The sequence below is a fragment of the Desulfuromonas acetexigens genome (assembly GCF_900111775.1).
GTDB classification, from domain to species: domain Bacteria; phylum Desulfobacterota; class Desulfuromonadia; order Desulfuromonadales; family Trichloromonadaceae; genus Trichloromonas; species Trichloromonas acetexigens.
Genome location: NZ_FOJJ01000023.1, coordinates 16,685 through 34,912, shown reverse-complemented (window position 1 = coordinate 34,912; position 18,228 = coordinate 16,685). Strand labels below are relative to the sequence as shown.

Here is an 18,228-nt window from a genome sequence, read left to right as displayed (position 1 = left end):
AGAAAGGTGTTACGAATGAAATGCTGGTTGGTGATCGCGCTCCTCATTTCTGTAACGGCGGCCTGTTCTCTTCCTCCGGAAGTCCCGGTCACCCGCGCCGAGCTGATGAAGACCCAGATCTACCGTAACTATGTGATCAAGGAATCCCCCGAGGAGATCGTCAACGCTCTCAACAAGGAGGGGGAAGTAATTATGGACAGCCGGCGCAACGTCCCCGGCAAGGATATCCCCGTGCACGTCAAGATTCTCGCCACTTCCGAGGGACTCGACGTCCTTGAATACGAACGCTAACCGGGACGGAATTTGTCGCCCACTCGCTTCCGAAGGGACCCCATGAAAAAGACCTATGTTCTTGATACCAATGTCTTGCTGCATGATCCCCAGGCCATCTTTCGCTTCGAGGACAACGATCTGGTGATCCCCATCACCGTCATCGAAGAAATCGACCGCTTCAAAAAGGATATGAACGAGAAGGGGCGCAACGCCCGTCAGATTTCGCGCATTCTCGACGGCTTTCGCGCTACCAGCAAGCTGATCGAAGGGGTGCCCCTGGAAAAGGGGGGGGTACTCAAAGTGCAGCTTTATACCGAGGCGACCATGAAAGGGCTCCCGCCCGAGCTACAGGTCGATCGGGGGGATAACCGGATTCTGGCCGTGGCCCTGGAACTGAAGAAGACCTGCTCCTGCCCGGTGATCTTCGTTACCAAGGACACCAACCTGCGCATCAAGGCTGATGCCGTGGGGCTGGCCGCCGCCGATTACGAGTCGGACAAGGTTTCCATCGATGATCTTTATTCAGGAACGGCCGAGGTCGAGCTGAGCAAGGATGAGGTAGACCGCTTCTACGGCCAGGGCTATCTCCCCCTGGAAGGGGATTTCTACCCCAATCAGTGCATCACCCTGGTTGAGGCGGGCAATCCGTCGCACACCGCCATCGGCCGCTACAATCATTCCATGGGGCGGGTCAATCCGCTGATCAAGGTGCCCAAGGAAGGTCTCTGGGGGATTCACCCCCGCAACCGAGAGCAGCAGTTCGCTTTCAGTCTGCTCCTCGATGAAAATATCCAGCTTGTGACTCTGGTCGGCAAGGCCGGTACCGGCAAAACCCTGCTCGCCATTGCCGCCGGTCTGACCATGGTGGCGGATCAGGGGCAGTTCAGCCGGCTGCTCGTCTCCCGTCCGGTCTTTCCCATGGGGCGCGATCTCGGCTTTCTCCCTGGGGATGTGGAAGAGAAATTGGCGCCCTGGATGCAGCCGATTTTCGACAATGTCGAATTGCTCCTCGGCGCGGTGGAAGAGCGCGGCGGCAAACATAAACGCGGCTACAAGGAGCTGGTCGATATGGGCATCCTTGAAATCGAGCCGTTGACCTACATCCGCGGCCGCTCCATTCCGAAGCAGTACATGATCGTCGACGAGGCGCAGAACCTCACCCCCCACGAGGTGAAGACCATCATCACCCGGGCGGGGGAGGGGACCAAGATCGTCCTCACCGGCGACCCCTACCAGATCGACAACCCCTACGTCGACGCCTCGAGCAACGGCCTGACTTATACTGTCGAGAAGTTTAAAGGCCAAGCCCTCGCCGGCCATGTCACCCTGACCAAGGGGGAACGGTCGTCCCTGGCCGAACTGGCGGCAAATCTTCTTTAGGAACAGTGATCAGTGAGGAGTGACGAGTTACAAAGTTTGTGCTCGTCACTCCTCACTTCTCACTCCTCACTGATTTTATATGCTTCTACTTGCCATCGAATCTTCCTGTGATGAAACCGCCGCTGCCGTGGTGCGCGACGGTCGTCATGCCCTGTCCAATGTCATCGCCTCCCAGGTGGATGTTCATGCCCGCTATGGCGGCGTGGTGCCCGAGATCGCCTCGCGCAAACATCTGGAGGCGATCTCCGTGGTCGTTGAAGAGGCGCTGGAGCGGGCCTCGGTGACTCTTGCCGAGATCGAGGGGCTGGTGGTGACGCGCGGGCCGGGGCTGGTCGGCGCCCTGCTCGTTGGACTCTCCTTCGCCAAGGCGGTCGCCATGGCCCGCAACCTCCCCCTGGTCGGGGTCCATCACATCGAAGGGCACATCCTGGCGCCGCAGTTGGAGCAGGCGGTGCCCTTTCCCTATCTCGCCCTGGCCGTCTCCGGCGGGCATACCCATCTCTACCGGGTCGACGGTGTCGGCCGTTATCGGATTCTCGGACGCACCCTCGACGACGCCGCCGGCGAGGCCTTCGACAAGGTCGCCAAGCTCCTCGGTCTCGGTTATCCCGGGGGGGCGGTCATCGATCGCTTGGCCGCCGAGGGGAACCCCAAGGCCATCGATTTTCCCCGGCCGATGCTGCATAAACATCAGCTCGACTTCAGTTTCAGCGGCATCAAGACGGCGGTGCTCAATCATGTGCGCGCCCAGTCCGAGCTGCCGGCGGGCCAGGACCTGCGCGACCTGGCCGCCAGTTTTCAGGCGGCGGTGGTGGAGGTGCTGGTGAAAAAGACCCTGCGCGCCGCCGAGGAACAAAATCTGGAACGGATCGTCGTCGCCGGGGGTGTAGCCTGCAACAGCGGCTTACGTCAAGCGATGGGGGCGGCCTGCGCGGCCAAGGGCAAAACCGTGGTTTTCCCCTCGCCGCTCCTTTGCGCGGACAATGCCGCCATGCTCGCCGTCGCCGGGGATTCTTACCTCAGCGCCGGAGAGCGGGACGGTTTCGCTCTGAACGCCCTGGCGAGCTGGCCCCTCGACCGGGCCGGTCGTTGACTGTTTCGGGGGGCGGGTGAAGAGAGCGTATGTGGCGACGTTTCGGTTTTATCCGGCAACTGAAGCTCAACCTGGTTAAATTCATCCGTCTGCGCGGTTCTCCCGACGAGATCGCCAAGGGGGTGGCCCTGGGGATTTTCATCGGCATGACCCCGACCTTCGGGTTGCAGATGCCCATCGCCATCTTCTTCGCCTTTCTGCTCAAGGAAAACAAACTGGCGGCAGCCCTCGGCGTCTGGATCACCAACCCGGTGACGGCGCCGATCATCTATGGTTTGCAATACGAGTCGGGCCGCCTGCTGCTCGATTTGCCTCGGGCACGGCTGCCAGAGCTCACGTTCGAGTCGTTAAAAGCGATGGGGGGCGAGGTACTGCTCCCCTTATGTCTGGGGAGTCTGATTTTCGGCATAGCCTGCGGCGCCCTCGCCTATGCTCTGACCCTGCGGGCAGTGCCGCTTTTCAAGGCCTGGAAAATCCCCCGCTGGCCCCGTCCCCGGGGATTGCACATCCACCGGCGCAAGGGGGATTGATCCGCTCTGGAGAGCCCCCGGAAAGTTCACAGATGGAACATCGCCCCAAAAAACGTTTCGGTCAGAATTTCCTGCGCGATCATTCGGTCATCGACCGCATTCTCGCGGCGGCCGAGCTGGGTCCCACGGATCAGGTGCTGGAGATCGGTCCAGGGATGGGCGCGCTGACCGACCGGATGCTCCCCCTGGTCGAGCGACTGCAGGTGATGGAACTCGACCGGGATCTCATCGCCGCGCTGGAGGGGCGCCAGGCCGCTCATCTCATCATTCATGAGGGGGATGCTCTGCGCTTCGACTGGCCAGAACTGCTCGGCCCGGGGCCGTTCAAGCTGGTCGCCAATCTCCCCTACAACATCTCCAGCCAGATTCTCTTCAAGTTGCTCGATCATCGCCAACTCTTCTCCCGCGCCGTGCTCATGTTCCAGAAAGAGGTCGGCGACCGCATCGCCGCTTCCCCAGGCACAAGAGATTACGGCATCCTCTCGGTCTTCTGCAAACTCTGGTTCGATGTGCGACGGGTGGTGACGGTTCCCCCCGGAGCCTTTCATCCCCCGCCCAAGGTGACCTCGGTGGTACTGGCCTTCGACCCCCTCGCCGAAGCGCGGGTGCTTGTCGCCGACGAACCATTCTTCCGCCGGGTGGTGAAAGCGGCCTTCGCCCAGCGGCGCAAGACCCTGCGCAATACCCTGACCGCTTCCGGTCTGGGCTTTCCCGGCTTCGAGGCGCGCCTCGCCGAGGCCGGGATCGACCCCGGTCGCCGCGGCGAAACCCTCGATCTGACCGAGTTCGCCCACCTGGCCGAACTGCTGCGACAACCTTCCGTCTGATATCTTCCCCGCAAGGAGTTTTGATCTGTGACTGAACCGATTCGTGCCCGCGTCAACGGCAGCCCCATTTCCCACAAGGATTTCGTCAATGCCGTGCAGGGCTATGCCATGGAACTGCACCGCAAAACCAAAGAGCATCTGGATGCCGATGAACTGGCCAAGGTCGAAGCCTTGGCCCTGGAAAAACTTCTGGCGCGCGAGCTCCTTTATCAGGAAGCCCTGGCCCGAGGGCTGGTGGCGTCGGCCGAGGCGGTGGCGGCGGAAGTTCAGAGGCTGATGGCGAACTTTCCTTCCCCTGAAGAATTCGTCGGAACCCTGGCCAAGGCGGGGATCGACCTGGGGGATTATCAGCGCATGATCCGCCAGGATCTCACCGTCAATCTGCTCACCGCCCAGGAAACGGAAGCCCTGCCCGAGCCGGACGAGGCAGCGATCGCGGCTTTTTACCAGGAATACGCCGAACAGATGCGGGAACCGGCCCGGGCGCGCGCCTGCCACATCCTGCTGAAGGTCCGTGATGGCAATAAGGAAGAGACCCGGCGCGCCCTCGAAGCCTTGCGCGAGCGCAGTTGCAGCGAGGATTTCGCCGCTCTCGCCGAGGAAGCATCCGACTGCCCGAGCGCCGCCCGGGGCGGTGATCTCGGCTATTTCCGTCGGGGGGAGATGGTCCAGCCCTTTTCCGATGCCGCCTTCAGCCAACCGGTCGGTGAGGTGGGGGAGGTGGTCGAAACCCCCTTCGGCCTGCATCTGATCAAGGTGCTTGAGCGCAAGGACGTCCGCGCCCTCGATCTGGCCGAAGCAACGCCGAAGATCCGCCGCTATCTCCTCGAACAGCAGGCAGCGCGCCATCTGGAGCAGTTTGTGGCCGAGTTGCGTGGGCGGGCGAAGATCGAATTTTGCTCTTAGGATTTGCCGCGATTGCCGCAAACCCCGTTTTTCGTCAGCAGGTTAAGGCCTAGTCTGATTGCCCGTCAGGTGCTAACCTTGAAGGACGAGTTTTCATCCCACTCGCCAGGAGGGCGTCATGACGGTTTTTGCCGATACCTATTCCGATTCTTCATCCCGTGCCGAGCTCGATGACCTTTTTGCCCGGGTCGAGACGCTACTTTCCGCTGCGTCCGATGACCGTCGCCGATCCTTGGCGCTCGACCTGGGGCAGCTCTTTCGGCAAAGCATCCATCCCACCTACCTCCTCTCCCTCTCCCCCGAAACCCTAGCTCATTGGCTTTCGCAACTGGTCGATTGTCTCGAATCGCGGGGGACGGGCGTCGGCGTCTTCCTCATCAACCTCGAAGGGGGACATCCACTTCTCGTTTGCAGCTCCCCCGATGCACCCTTTCTGGTCGATTCCCTGCTGGTTCAGCTCAAGAGCAGGGAAATTCCCTTCCATCTGATCTGCCATCCTAGTTTCCCCGCTCTGCGCGAAAAAAATCAGTTGCTCCGTTTGGGGGCTCAGGCCGAGGACGCGCCCCGGGAGTCGCTGATTCTCGCGGAACTGGCGGTCCTTCCCGAAATTGCCGCCGAGCTTGTGCCCCCGATTCATCAGGCCTTGAGTGCCGCCTTGGCTGTGGAACATGCGCGGGATGATCTGGAACAACGCCTCGCCGCCACCCGGTCGGTGGCGGAAGCGGGCGGCCACGACGATTTCTGGCAGTGGCTTGCCGACGGCAACTTTCTCCCCTTTGCCTATCGCCGGCGGCGGGTGGTGAAGGCCGATGCCACCGCTTGGACGTTCGAACTTCAGGAAGAAGGGCTGCTGGGCATTTCCCTGCCGGCTGAAGCCGGGGCCGGGATGCGCCGCCGACTGGAGACGGGGGAGCCGGTCGCGGTCGAGACGACCGCCGTGGCCAGTCCTTTGCTGCGCGCCGAAAAGCTGGTTGCTATCGGCTGCCTTGAGACGAGCGCCGGCGGTCTTTGTGAAGTCCACGAATTTTTCGGGCTCTTCAGTGAAAAAGTGCGGGGAGAACCGGCCTGGAAGATTCCGGCCTTGCGCCGGCGCATAGAAGAAGCCCTGAACCTTTCCGGGCTTTCGCGGGGAAGTCACGGCTATCGCAATGCCGTCAAGATTTTCAATGCCTTCCCTAAGGTGGAGCTTTTCTTTCTCGACGCCAAGGATCTGGCGGCGGCCGTTCGTTCCGTCGCCGCCATGTCCCGGGATACCCTGGTGCGCATTATTGCCGCCGCTTCCCCGGCTCTTTCCGGATTGACCCTCTTTCTCATTCTTCCCCGGGGGAGTTTTTCGGTGGAAACCATGGCCCGGGTGGAACGCTACTTGCGGCGGTTTTTTTCCGCCCCCGCCGCGGAAATCTCCCTGGTTCAGGTCACAAGCGAACACTCCCTCCACCACGCCCATCTCCTTCCCCGTCATGAGCCCGTTCACTTCGACCCGGCCATGCTCGAACGCTGCCTGTCGCGCATGCTTCGCCCCTGGACCGGTCGCCTGCGTCGGCTTCTCGAAAAGGCCCACGGCGAGGCGGAAGGACGGCGGTTGTGGCGGGAATTCGGCGAGAGTTTCGACGAAGCCTATCGCAACCGGGTGCATCCCCGCTTCGCTCAACGCGATGTTCTCCATCTCGATCGGGTAGCGCGGGACGGCGGCGAAAGTTTCGACCTCTGGGGGCCTTTCGCCGGGGTGGAGCGCTACTACCGCTTGCAGTTCTACAGCTCAAAGCGCAGTTATCTCAACGATCTGATGCCGATTCTGCAAAATCTCGGGCTGTCGGTCATCGAAGAGGTCGATTTTGATCTGCCTGGGCCAACGGGGCTTTTGCACATCAAGAGCTTCGCCCTCTTCAGTGTGCACGGCGAGCTGGCCGATCGGCGCGAGGCCTTGCTGGAGGCCTTGTCCGCTCTTCGCCGGGGAGAGCTGGAGAATGATTACCTCAACCAGCTGCTGATCCCGACCGGGTTGAGCTGGAAGGAGATCGACATCTTCCGCGCCTACCGCAACTACTTTTTCCAGCTCGGCACCCCTTTCAGCAAAAAGCGGGTGGCCTATGCCCTGATCAACAACGCTGCCGTGGCTCTGCTCCTCTATCGTTACTTCGAGGGGCGCTTCAAGGAGGATGCAGCCTGGCAGGATTTTTCCGTTCGCGAGGAGCAGGTGCTCTCCCCCCTGCGACAGGAAATCGTCGATGCCCTGCGGGAGGTGAGCGACGTTAACGAAGACCAGATTCTCCGTACCCTCTTCAACCTTATCGACTCGACGGTGCGCAGCAACTTCTTTGTTCGGCGGAACAGCGACGACTATCTGCTCTCTTTCAAGATCAACGCCTTGGGGATCATCGACATGCCCGCTCCCCGCCCCATGTTCGAGATCTACGTTCATTCGGCGGCGATGGAGGGGATTCATCTGCGCGGCGGCAGGGTGGCGCGGGGGGGCATCCGCTGGTCCGACCGTCCCGACGACTTCCGCACCGAGGTTCTCGGCCTGATGAAGACGCAGATGGCCAAGAACGCCCTGATCGTCCCCGTCGGCTCGAAGGGCGGTTTCGTCGTCAAAACTCCCTATCGCGACCGGGAAGAGGGGATGGCGTTGGCCAAGGCCGCTTACCAAACCCTGATCCGAGGGCTCCTCGATCTCACCGACAACCGGGTGGGCGATCAGATCGTCCGCCCCGAGGGGATCGTCGCCTACGACGCTGAGGACCCCTACCTGGTGGTCGCCGCCGACAAGGGGACGGCCCATCTCCCCGACACCGCCAACGAGCTGAGCCAGGGCTACGGCTTCTGGCTCGATGACGCCTTCGCCAGCGGCGGTTCCCGGGGGTATAGTCACAAGGCTCTGGGGATTACCGCCCGCGGCGCCTGGGAGAGCGTCAAGCGTCATTTCCGTGAACTTGGTCAGGATACCCAGAGCGAGCCCTTCACCGTGGTCGGCATCGGCGACATGAGCGGCGACGTCTTCGGCAACGGCATGCTCCTCTCTCGCCATATCCGCCTGCAGGCCGCCTTCGACCATCGCCACATCTTTCTCGATCCCGACCCCGATCCGGAACCGTCCTTTGGCGAGCGTCGGCGTCTTTTCCAGCTGCCCCGTTCCAGCTGGGACGATTACGACCGCGCCCTGATCTCGCCGGGGGGAGGGGTCTATCCTCGCGCGGCCAAGGAGATTCCGCTCTCCCCCGAGGTCCGCGCCTGGCTCGGGGTCCGTCACGAAACCATCGATCCCGACGGGTTGATCCGCCTGCTGTTGACCGCCGAGGTCGATCTGCTCTGGAACGGCGGCATCGGCACCTATGTCAAGGCGAACAGCGAGAAGAACGAGGAGGTCGGTGACCGGACCAACGACAAGGTGCGGGTCGACGGCCGGCAATTGCGGGCCAGGGTCGTGGGGGAGGGGGGGAACCTCGGTTTCACCCAGCGCGGTCGGATCGAATATGCTTTGGCCGGTGGGCGGATCAATACCGACGCGGTGGATAACTCCGGCGGGGTCGATTGCAGCGACCACGAGGTCAACCTGAAGATCTTCATGCAGCACCTTCTCGGCCAGGGCGTTATCGCCGGTCAGGACGCCCGGGATGCGTTGCTGCGCGAGTTGACGGACGAGGTCTGCGATGCGGTGCTGGCCGACAACTACGGGCAAAGCCTCTGCCTGAGCCTCGATCAGCGGCGCTGCCTGCGGGAGGTCGAACCCCATCTGGAACATTGCGAGAGATTGGCCCGCGCCGGACTCATGGACCGGCGCGGTGAGTACCTTCCTTCCGAAAAGGAACTTCTGGCCCGTGATCCCCGGGTTTTTACCCGTCCGGAACTGGCGATTCTCATGGCCTACGGCAAGATGCAGATTTATCAGTACCTGCTCGAAGCCGACCTGGTCGCCTCTCCGGACGTTCGGGCGCTCTATCTGCCTTCCTATTTCCCGAAAGTGCTCCATGATCGATACGGGGAGCATCTTTTCGACCATCCCCTGGCCGCGGAAATCACTGCGACGGCCATCACCAATTACCTCGTCGACCGGGGTGGGAGCTCCCTGATCAACAGTCTCTGCGACCGACACGGATTGTCCCAGGTTGTGGTTACGGCAAGCTGGCTCGGTTTCGACCGGGTGATTGACGGCGAAACTCTGCGTCAGGCGGTCCATGCCCTGGACAACCGCATGCCTGCCGATCGGCAACTTGAACTTTTACTCAGCCTTGAGGATACCCTGGTCGCCTTCTGCGACTGGGCGCTTGCCCATGATCTGGAACTGGCCCCGCACAGTTCTCGGGTCGCCTCTCTGCGGGAACAGCTCGCGGCTTTCGAGAAGGTGCTCGGCGGTTTGCTTCCCGAAGAGGAATGGCAACGTTGCAAGAATGTCGCTCAAGCGGTGGAAGAGCAGGGGATGAGCGCTGAATTGGCCCGGCGGTTTTCCCTGCTGGGGGCGCTGCGGGATTTCCTCCCCGTGGTCATGCTCAACGAAGAGGCCGGCGGCGAACTCTATGCCACGGCGCGAGCCTTTCTCGATTTGCGCCGCCTGCTTGGTCTCGACGAACTGGCTCGGCTGGCCCGTACGGTCCCCCTGCGCGACCAGTGGGACCGGCAGGCCTTGCGCGCCGTCACCAGCGCTTTTGAACGGGTCGGTTTCCGCCTGGCCAGGCTGGTGCTGGAAGAGTACTCAGGCAATCCCGAGGCCTGCCTTGCCGCCCGTCGCCGCGAGCTCAACGGCTTCCAGCGGCTGCGCGAGAGCCTGCGCGGCATGACCCTGGTCAATTACCACCCCCTGCTCATCGTTGCCGAAGCGGCCGAGGATCTTCTCCCATAAGGGCAGGGAAATAACGGGATTTTTTTCGTGGGGATTAAAATTATCCCTGAAATTTCGATGGGTTGATGATGGATTTGGACCGAGATAAGGGTAGACAGGGGCCCTTCGGCGTGCTATAAAAATTCCGTTTTTTGAATTGTTTAAAGACCGTTAAGGGAGCGTTGCCCGGAACCTGTGCCGGAGCAAAACATGCGCTTCGCGAACGGTCGATCCGATATAGCAATGCCGCCTGGATCTACGGACCGGGACGGAAGGTGAGCGGATGGGGGGCGTAGTGCCCTGCCGAGACCGCTAACACGCCTTTCGGACGGCTTCCGAAGGGCTTTTTTTATTGCCTGTGGGCAAGAGGGGATGTGCCTTTTGAAAAAGACGAAGACCATACTCGATATTCGCCGGATGAAGGTTGAAGGGGAAAAAATCACCGTTCTCACCGCCTACGACTATCCTTTTGCTCGCCTCATGGATCTGGCGGGGATCGACATGATCCTGGTCGGCGATTCGGTCGGCACGGTCGTTGCCGGTTACGACAACACCCTGCCGGTGACGCTCGAAGAGATGCTCTATCACACCCGTGCCGTGGTGCGCGGCACCTCTTCGGCCCTGGTCGTGACCGACATGCCTTTTCTCTCCTATCAGGTCGATCTCGCCGAGGCCCGGCGCAACGCCGGTCGGTTGATCAAGGAAGGGGGAGCGCAGGCGGTCAAACTCGAAGGGGGCGAAAATATCGCCGCCACCATTCGCGCCATCGTCGACATGGATATTCCGGTGGTCGGCCACATCGGCCTGACCCCGCAATCGATCCATCGCATGGGCGGTTTCCGGGTGCAGGGGAAGGAAGACCTCCAGGCCCGGCAGCTGCTCGCCGACGCCCGTGCCGTCGAGCAGGCCGGCGCTTTTGCCCTGGTCCTCGAAGGCATTCCCGCGCCCCTGGCCCGGGAAATCACCGAGACTGTCTCCATCCCGACCATCGGCATCGGTGCCGGGGTCCATTGTGACGGGCAGGTGCTGGTGATCCACGACATCCTCGGGTTGTGTGAAAAGTATTCGCCCAAATTCGTCAAGCGCTTCGCCGACGTTTCCGAGACCATCAGCCAGGGGATCAGCGATTACATCCGCGAGGTCAAGGCCGGTACCTTCCCCGACGACGAACACTCTTTCAAATAAGGAGGAAAAAGGCTGAAGGCTGAAGGCTAAAGGGTTTAAATCCTTTGTCCTCAAGCCTTTATCCTCGCACCTTTCATGCAAATAGTTACCGACGTTCAAGAGATGCAGGCGCGTTGCCTGGCCGCCCGCGAGGCGGGAAAACAGATCGCTTTCGTGCCGACCATGGGCTTTCTGCATAACGGCCACCGCTCCCTCCTCGACGAAGGACGCAAGCGCGGCGACCTGTTGGTGCTCTCGATCTTCGTCAATCCGACCCAGTTCGGCCAGGGGGAGGATTTCGCGTCCTACCCTCGCGATCTGACCCGCGATGCCGCCCTCGCCGAAGAGGCCGGGGTCGATTGGATCTTCGCCCCGGAAGCTCGGCAGATGTATCCGCGCGGCTACGCCACCTACGTCGACGTCGAAGGGCTCACCGATACCCTCTGCGGCCGCAGCCGCCCGGGGCATTTTCGTGGGGTGACGACGGTGGTGAGCAAGCTCTTTCTCATCGTCCAGCCCCATGTCGCTCTCTTCGGGCGCAAGGATTTCCAGCAGCTGGCGGTGATCAAGCGCATGACGGCGGATCTCAACCTGCCGGTGGAGATCGTCGGCATGCCCATCGTCCGCGAAGCCGACGGCCTCGCCATGAGTTCCCGCAACATCTATCTTTCCCCCGCCCAACGCACCCAGGCCCTGTGCCTGGTCGATGCCCTGCGCCTGGCGGGCGGGCTCGCCCGTGGCGGCGAACGTGCGGCGGAGCGCCTCATCGCCGCCGCGCGAGAGCGGATCGAGCGCGAGCTGGAAGCGCAGGTCGATTACATCCAGATCTGTCATCAGCTGACCCTTGAAGACCAGTCGACCGTCGACGGCGATTCGGTGCTGCTGCTGGCGGTGAAAGTGGGGAATACCCGTCTGATTGATAATGCTTATCTTTTCGAGGAGGTATGAACAAGATGCGGAAAATGCTCAAGTCGAAGATCCACCGCGCCACCGTCACCGGAGCCGACCTGCACTACGAGGGAAGCATCACCATCGATCCCCTGCTCATGAAAGAAGCCGACATTCTTGATAACGAATTCGTCGACATCTGGAACGTCAACTTTGGCACCCGTTTCGCCACCTACGCCATCGCCGGTCAACCCGGCAGCGGCACCATCTGCATCAATGGCGCGGCGGCCCGTCTGGTCGCCAAGGGTGATCTCGTCATCATCGCCAGCTGGAAAGAGATGAACGACGCCGAGGCCCGGGCGCATAAACCCAAGCTGGTCTTCGTCGATGAGAAAAACCGCCGCATCGATCACGACCGCGACCAGGAATGCCCCGGCCAGGGCGAACTGCAAGTGGCGATCTGACATCGTGTCCACCCTCTTTCTTGCCCGCTATCTCCTGCCCATAACCGCGCCCCCCATCGAGGACGGCGCCCTGCTGGTCGACGGCGGGCGCATCCTTGAGGTCGGCACCCGCCAATCGATGACCGCGACCGCTTCGGGGGCCGCGGTCATCGATTTTGGCGATGCCATTCTGCTCCCTCCTCTGGTCAACGCCCACACCCATCTGGAGCTGACCCATTTCCCCCGCTGGCGCGCCGAAGCCGGGGAGACCATCGCTCCCGGCGGCGACTTCGTCGACTGGATCTTGCACGTCATTCGGGTCAAGCGGGGCCTTCCCCTCGACCGTTTCGAGTCCTCCGTGGCGGCGGGGATTGCCGCCTCTCTCGCCGCCGGTACCGGCGCGGTGGGGGACATCCTTTCCTACTTTCCCGCCCGCACGGCCTATCGGCACAGCCCGCTCAAAGGGCGGCTCTACCTGGAAACCCTCGGCCTCGATCCGGCCCAGGGGCGGCAGCTGCTCAGTCGCATCGGCACCTTGCTCGACGAAAAACGGGCCGGGCAGTTGCGGCTCGGCATCGCCCCCCATTCGAGCTATTCGATCTCCGCCGAATATCTCGCCCAGATCATCGATTTCGCCCGCCGCCGGAAGGTGGCGACCACCCTGCATCTGGCCGAAGCCCCGGCTGAAGTGAGTTTCATCCGGGATTCGAGCGGGCCCCTCGCTGACAAACTTTATCCCTACGTCGGCTGGCAGGGGATGGCCCCGCCGCCGGCGCGCCGTTCCCCCGTCGCCTGGGCCGAGCAGTGCGGCGCGCTCGTTCCCTCCTGCCTGCTCGCCCACGGCGTGCAGATCGACGCCGATGACGCCGCCCGTCTCGCCCGGGCCGGGTCCACCGTCGTCTGCTGCCCCCGTTCCAACGCCCGCCTCGGCGTCGGTCGACTGCCGGTGGAACTCTATCGCGCCGCCGGGGTGCCTCTGGCCTTGGGGACCGACAGCCTCGCCAGCAACGAAACCCTCTCGGTCTGGGATGAAATCGCCTTCGCCCGGCAATGGCTCTCGGGCAAGATCGCGCCCGCCGAACTGCTGACCATGGCCACCATCCACGGCGCCCGCGCCCTTGGGGTGGCCGCCGACCAGGGAGAACTCAAGGCCGGACTGGGCTGCAACTTTCAGGTGCTCAAGCCCGCCGAACTCCCTGCCTTCGCCGAACTTGAAGAATTCCTCTGCGCTCCGGGGCGAACCGCCGAAGTCGCCTCCCTTTTCCTCGATGCTTGGGATGTGTTGCAAAAGTCCTGAGTCGTCGCTATACTCTGCATCCCACTAGCGACGCCGAGCGCAAACCGGCGCATTCACTGGAAGAAGCGACCCGATGGGCATCAAAATCATCGCCACCAACAAAAAGGCCTATCACGAATACTTCATCGACGAAGTCTACGAGGCCGGACTGGTGCTCACCGGCACCGAAGTGAAATCCCTGCGCCAGGGGAAGGTCAATCTCAAGGAGGCCTTCTGCCGCATCAAGGACGGCGAGGTCTTCATCAACAACATGAACATCAGTCCCTACGAGCAGGGGAACCGCGAAAACCACGATCCCACCCGGGTACGCAAGTTGCTGCTGCATCAGGAAGAAATCGCCAAGCTGACCCGCAAGGTTGAGGAGCGGGGCCTGTCGCTGGTGCCGACCAAGATCTATTTCAAGGAGAGCCGGGCCAAACTCGAAATCGGCATCGGCCGCGGCAAGAAGCTCCACGACAAGCGCGAGACCCTCAAGGAAAAACAGCACAGCCGCGAAACCGCCCGCGCCATCCGCGACCATTCGCGCGGATAAAAACGCTGGTTTCTTCGACAGTTTTGTGCGATACTGAAAACACTTTCGAGAAAAACCGAAAGCAACCAATTACCAACAACCAATCACTAATCACTGTTTCTAAAAGGGGGTGCCCAGGTTTCGACGGGGATTGGAAGCGAAGGTGGCATGCCGGGGACGCCAGTTGGCCTCGTTAAAAAACTGGCATCAATACAAACGCCGACACTGACGTTTCGTACGCACTGGCAGCTTAATTGCTGCCACGTCTTCAGGCCGAGTGCCTGCGTAGGTTTGAAGACGTCAATTTAGTGGGCTAGCTTTTGTGAAGGTCTGTGGCGCAAAGGCGAAATCAAAGCAGAATCGCCGTTCAAGTATCCTGTCCATGGGAGCCTTGATCGGTTAAATCCAATACACGGACTACGCATGTAGAAGCCTTACGTGAAAGATTTTCGGACGCGGGTTCGATTCCCGCCACCTCCACCAGTTCAAGAGGGTCACCTGTTTCCAGGTGGCCCTCTTGTTTTTTATTGCTTTCCCCCCTCTTGTGGCGGGTGCTATATTTCATCGCGTGTGCTCGGGAGGCTTTCTAATTCGTTGAAACGACTTACGTGTTCCGCTTGGATCTATACTTCGGCAAGTTGAAACTCGATAACAAGGATATTCATCCATGACCCCAGGCAATTTTCAGCAACTGGCGAATTTCATCTGGTCCGTGGCCGACCTGCTGCGCGGGCCGTACCGTCCGCCACAGTACGAACGGGTCATGCTGCCGTTAACTGTGCTACGCCGTTTCGATGCGGTACTCGCCCCCACCAAGGAGGCGGTGCTCAAACGCTACGAGACCTTGAAGGACAAAGACCCGCAACTGGTGGACCGGGTGCTGAACGAACTGGCCAAGGACGAGGACGGCAAACCGCTGGGTTTTCACAATCACAGCCAGCTCGATTTCCGCAAACTCAAGGGTGATCCGGACAATATCGGCCAGCACCTCGTGGGCTACATCAAAGGGTTTTCCGAGAACATTCAGAAGATTTTTGAGCGCTTTGAGTTCGATCAGGAAATCGCCAAACTCGAAGAGGCCAACCGCCTCTATCAGGTGGTTTCACAGTTCACCGAAATCGACCTGCACCCCCGCCATGTAGACAACATCACCATGGGGCTGGTGTTCGAAGACCTGATCCGGCGTTTCAATGAGGCGGCCAACGAGACAGCCGGTGACCACTTCACCCCGCGCGAGGTCATTCGCCTGATGGTCAACCTGTTGCTGGAGCCCGATACCCAGGTGCTCACCCAGGCGGGCAAGATTGTCACCATCTGCGACCCGGCCTGCGGCACCGGCGGCATGCTGGCCGAAAGTCAGAACTGGCTGCGCGCCCACAACGAGCAGGCCACGGTCAAGGTCTACGGTCAGGACTACAACCCGCGCTCCTACGCCGTCGCCGCCTCCGACCTGCTGATCAAGGGGCACAAGGACAGCCGCATCGAATACGGCAATACCCTGATCAACGACCAGTTCTCCGACATGCGCTTCGACTACCTGCTGGCCAACCCGCCCTTTGGCGTGGACTGGAAGGGGGAGAAGAAGGAGATCGACCGCTGGCCCCACTTTCGCGGCTACACCGGCAAGCTACCACGCATCAACGACGGCGCACTGCTCTTTCTGATCCACATGATTGCCAAGTTCCAGCCGTGGCAGTCGGGTAACCGCGACAAGCCCGGCTCGCGCATCGCCATCGTCTTCAACGGCTCGCCGCTCTTCACCGGCGGCGCGGGCAGCGGTGAAAGCGAAATTCGCCGCTGGATCATCGAGCACGACTGGCTGGAGGCCATCGTCGCCCTGCCCGAGCAGATGTTCTACAACACCGGCATCGGTACCTTCGTCTGGGTGCTCAGCAACCGTAAGGAAAAGCACCGCAAGGGCAGTATCCAATTGATCGACGCCCGCGAGCGCTGGACGCCGATGAAACGCAGCCTCGGCAACAAGCGCCGCTGGCTGGATGAAAAGGCCATTGATGAAGTGACCCGCGAACATGGCGCATTGACGGAATCGAAGACCAGCAAGATTTTCGACAACGCCGATTTCGGCTACCGCCGCGTTACCATCCTGCGTCCACTGCGCCTGAAATTCCAGATCACCCAGGAGGCCAAGGAACGCTACCTCGACACCTGCCCCGAGCTGCTCGACGCCGTGCTGGCCATAGAAGAGGTGCTCGGCAACGAAGCACATGACGACTGGAATCAGGTTTGGGACGAGGTGCAGACGATCGTCAAACGGTTGCCCGACGATGTCGAAGGCTGGGCCAAGGGAGCCAAGGGCACGGCACAGAAAAAGAACTTCCGTGATGCCTTTACCGAGGTAGACCCAGAGGCCGAGGCGGTTATCGCCAAGGTGCACAAGGAAGTCGCGCTGGATATCGAAGCGTTGTTACCCGGCCAAACCCTGCCCGAGCTTGCGCCCGATGAGCTGAAAGCCCTGCTGGGACTCAACCCGGCCGGTAAAGGGAAATATGTCGAGTACGAGGCTGACTCCAACCTGAAGGACTCTGAAAACATCCCGCTCAAGGAAGACGTGATCAGCTACGTGCTGCGCGAGGTGCGCCCCTATGTGGCGGACGCCTGGATCGACCGCGACACCCTCGATGAGCAGGACGGCGGCATCGGGAAGGTGGGGTACGAGATCAACTTCAACCGCGAATTCTTCCGGTACCAGCCGCCGAGGCCGCTGGCCGAGATCGATGCGGAGCTGGAGGCGGTGGAGAAACGGATTATGGGATTGCTGCGGGAGGTGACAGAGTGAAAGCCACCGAACTGCTCTCGACTCTGCCTAGCGGTTGGCGAACTGTTCCATTAAAGGCGGCCTGTTATTACACGGTAAGCAATGTCGATAAGCATTCTATCGAAGATGAAATTCCGGTTCGCCTCTGCAATTACACGGACGTATACAAAAATGACCGCGTATCTCCCGAGCTCGAACTAATGGTGGCCACTGCCACAGAAGATGAGATCGAGAAATTTCATCTTGAGGTTGGTGATGTCGTCATTACTAAGGACTCCGAATCTTGGGACGACATTGGTATCCCGGCATATGTTGAAGCCACAGCGGAAGACTTTATTTGTGGCTATCACCTCGCCTTCATGCGCCCAAACAGCGGCTTGCTTGAGGGACGATTTCTTTTCCGTTGTGTTCAGTCACGGCCTGTTGCGCTCCAATTGGAATTGGAGGCAACTGGAGTCACAAGATATGGCTTGCCGAAGGGTGCCATTGGTAATGCACTTATCCCTTTGCCATCGCTCGAAACCCAACGCCTGATCGCCGACTACCTCGACCGCGAAACCGCGCGCATCGATGCGCTGGTGGCGGAAAAGGAAAAGATGCTGGCCCTGCTGGAAGAAAAGCGCGCCGCCCTCATCAGCCGCGCCGTCACCCGCGGCCTCGACCCCAACGCCCCCCTCAAACCCTCCGGCCTCGACTGGCTGGGAGATATTCCCAAGCATTGGACGGTTGAACGGGCAAAGAACTTATTTTCTGTGCGTGATCAACGCTCTGAATCCGGTCTTGAGGAACTGTTAACCGTATCGCACATAACGGGTGTTACCCCACGTTCTGAAAAAGACGTTTACATGTTTCAGGCTGATGACAAAGCGGGCTACAAACTCTGCTATCCCGGCGATCTGGTTATCAATACCTTGTGGGGCTGGATGGGCGCGATGGGGATCAGCTCGCTTGAGGGTATAGTCAGCCCCGATTACCACGTCTACACATCCAAAGGTTTATTGCTGCCAGAGTTCGTCGAACTGCTGTGCCGTTCCAAACCCTTTGTCGCCGAAGTTAATCGTTGGTCGAAAGGTGTCTGGTCGTCTCGTCTCAGGCTGTATCCCGAGAATTTTTTTGAAATGCGCTTACCTGTTCCGCCTCATGATGATCAACGAAACATCATTGCCGCCGTGGAAGAGAGCCAGCACAAAACCAAAGAGCTTGCTGGAGTGATGCAGCAGTCGATTTCCTTGGCCAAGGAACGCCGCGCCGCCTTGATCACCGCCGCCGTAACTGGGCAGATTTCAGTCGAGGAGATGGCGGCGTGAACGGGGCTTTGGTTGAC

14 protein-coding genes and 1 other RNA gene are annotated in these 18,228 nt (G+C 60.7%); all 15 read left to right on the top strand.

Going from position 1 to position 18,228, the window contains the following annotated elements:
* The first annotated feature begins 15 nt into the window (after positions 1 to 15).
* Positions 16 to 291, top strand: a complete 276-nt coding sequence (locus tag BQ4888_RS09170) for a hypothetical protein (protein WP_092056625.1) — start codon at positions 16 to 18, stop codon at positions 289 to 291.
* 42 nt (positions 292 to 333) lie between these two features.
* Positions 334 to 1,653 (top strand): PhoH family protein, encoded by a 1,320-nt coding sequence (locus tag BQ4888_RS09165; RefSeq protein ID WP_092056624.1) that lies wholly within the window; start codon positions 334 to 336, stop codon positions 1,651 to 1,653.
* 79 nt (positions 1,654 to 1,732) lie between these two features.
* Positions 1,733 to 2,746 carry a tRNA (adenosine(37)-N6)-threonylcarbamoyltransferase complex transferase subunit TsaD gene (gene tsaD, locus BQ4888_RS09160; protein ID WP_092056622.1) on the top strand — a complete coding sequence of 338 codons (1,014 nt, stop codon included), beginning with the start codon at positions 1,733 to 1,735 and terminating at the stop codon, positions 2,744 to 2,746.
* Positions 2,747 to 2,775: 29 nt separating this feature from the next.
* A complete protein-coding gene (locus BQ4888_RS09155) occupies positions 2,776 to 3,276 on the top strand; it encodes a DUF2062 domain-containing protein (RefSeq protein ID WP_092056620.1) in 501 nt (166 codons plus the stop codon).
* 32 nt (positions 3,277 to 3,308) lie between these two features.
* Complete coding sequence (gene rsmA, locus BQ4888_RS09150; RefSeq protein ID WP_092056618.1) at positions 3,309 to 4,103, top strand: 16S rRNA (adenine(1518)-N(6)/adenine(1519)-N(6))-dimethyltransferase RsmA; 795 nt, start codon at positions 3,309 to 3,311, stop codon at positions 4,101 to 4,103.
* A 27-nt stretch (positions 4,104 to 4,130) separates the two neighbouring features.
* Positions 4,131 to 5,009 carry a peptidylprolyl isomerase gene (locus BQ4888_RS09145; protein ID WP_092056616.1) on the top strand — a complete coding sequence of 293 codons (879 nt, stop codon included), beginning with the start codon at positions 4,131 to 4,133 and terminating at the stop codon, positions 5,007 to 5,009.
* A gap of 118 nt (positions 5,010 to 5,127) precedes the next feature.
* Entirely contained in the window at positions 5,128 to 9,846 is a 4,719-nt protein-coding gene (locus BQ4888_RS09140) for an NAD-glutamate dehydrogenase domain-containing protein (protein ID WP_092056614.1), read from the top strand.
* Positions 9,847 to 10,206: 360 nt separating this feature from the next.
* Positions 10,207 to 11,010, top strand: coding sequence for a 3-methyl-2-oxobutanoate hydroxymethyltransferase (gene panB, locus BQ4888_RS09135; RefSeq protein ID WP_092057126.1), 804 nt, complete (start codon positions 10,207 to 10,209; stop codon positions 11,008 to 11,010).
* Between the two features lie 75 nt (positions 11,011 to 11,085).
* Positions 11,086 to 11,937 carry a pantoate--beta-alanine ligase gene (gene panC, locus BQ4888_RS09130; protein ID WP_092056613.1) on the top strand — a complete coding sequence of 284 codons (852 nt, stop codon included), beginning with the start codon at positions 11,086 to 11,088 and terminating at the stop codon, positions 11,935 to 11,937.
* Between the two features lie 5 nt (positions 11,938 to 11,942).
* Positions 11,943 to 12,341, top strand: coding sequence for an aspartate 1-decarboxylase (gene panD, locus BQ4888_RS09125; protein ID WP_205747998.1), 399 nt, complete (start codon positions 11,943 to 11,945; stop codon positions 12,339 to 12,341).
* A 4-nt stretch (positions 12,342 to 12,345) separates the two neighbouring features.
* A complete protein-coding gene (locus BQ4888_RS09120) occupies positions 12,346 to 13,617 on the top strand; it encodes an amidohydrolase family protein (RefSeq protein ID WP_170232806.1) in 1,272 nt (423 codons plus the stop codon).
* A gap of 73 nt (positions 13,618 to 13,690) precedes the next feature.
* The gene (gene smpB, locus BQ4888_RS09115) at positions 13,691 to 14,149 is read left to right on the top strand and encodes an SsrA-binding protein SmpB (RefSeq protein ID WP_092056608.1); all 459 of its coding nucleotides are present in this window, start codon (positions 13,691 to 13,693) and stop codon (positions 14,147 to 14,149) included.
* A gap of 105 nt (positions 14,150 to 14,254) precedes the next feature.
* Positions 14,255 to 14,611, top strand: a transfer-messenger RNA (tmRNA) gene (ssrA, locus tag BQ4888_RS09110).
* A gap of 184 nt (positions 14,612 to 14,795) precedes the next feature.
* The gene (locus tag BQ4888_RS09105) at positions 14,796 to 16,925 is read left to right on the top strand and encodes a type I restriction-modification system subunit M (protein ID WP_092056607.1); all 2,130 of its coding nucleotides are present in this window, start codon (positions 14,796 to 14,798) and stop codon (positions 16,923 to 16,925) included.
* On the top strand, positions 16,922 to 18,211 hold the full coding sequence (locus BQ4888_RS09100) for a restriction endonuclease subunit S (RefSeq protein ID WP_205747988.1): 1,290 nt from the start codon (positions 16,922 to 16,924) through the stop codon (positions 18,209 to 18,211). Before BQ4888_RS09105 ends, BQ4888_RS09100 begins: the two co-directional genes overlap by 4 nt.
* Positions 18,212 to 18,228: the final 17 nt, after the last annotated feature.

What these genes read in the sequence shown, in the direction of transcription:
- BQ4888_RS09170 (WP_092056625.1), top strand. Translation starts at nt 16, where the DNA reads ATGAAATGCTGGTTGGTGATCGCGCTCCTCATTTCTGTAACGGCGGCC.
- BQ4888_RS09165 (WP_092056624.1), top strand. Translation starts at nt 334, where the DNA reads ATGAAAAAGACCTATGTTCTTGATACCAATGTCTTGCTGCATGATCCC.
- tsaD (WP_092056622.1), top strand. Translation starts at nt 1,733, where the DNA reads ATGCTTCTACTTGCCATCGAATCTTCCTGTGATGAAACCGCCGCTGCC.
- BQ4888_RS09155 (WP_092056620.1), top strand. Translation starts at nt 2,776, where the DNA reads ATGTGGCGACGTTTCGGTTTTATCCGGCAACTGAAGCTCAACCTGGTT.
- rsmA (WP_092056618.1), top strand. Translation starts at nt 3,309, where the DNA reads ATGGAACATCGCCCCAAAAAACGTTTCGGTCAGAATTTCCTGCGCGAT.
- BQ4888_RS09140 (WP_092056614.1), top strand. Translation starts at nt 5,128, where the DNA reads ATGACGGTTTTTGCCGATACCTATTCCGATTCTTCATCCCGTGCCGAG.
- panC (WP_092056613.1), top strand. Translation starts at nt 11,086, where the DNA reads ATGCAAATAGTTACCGACGTTCAAGAGATGCAGGCGCGTTGCCTGGCC.
- panD (WP_205747998.1), top strand. Translation starts at nt 11,943, where the DNA reads ATGCGGAAAATGCTCAAGTCGAAGATCCACCGCGCCACCGTCACCGGA.
- smpB (WP_092056608.1), top strand. Translation starts at nt 13,691, where the DNA reads ATGGGCATCAAAATCATCGCCACCAACAAAAAGGCCTATCACGAATAC.
- BQ4888_RS09105 (WP_092056607.1), top strand. Translation starts at nt 14,796, where the DNA reads ATGACCCCAGGCAATTTTCAGCAACTGGCGAATTTCATCTGGTCCGTG.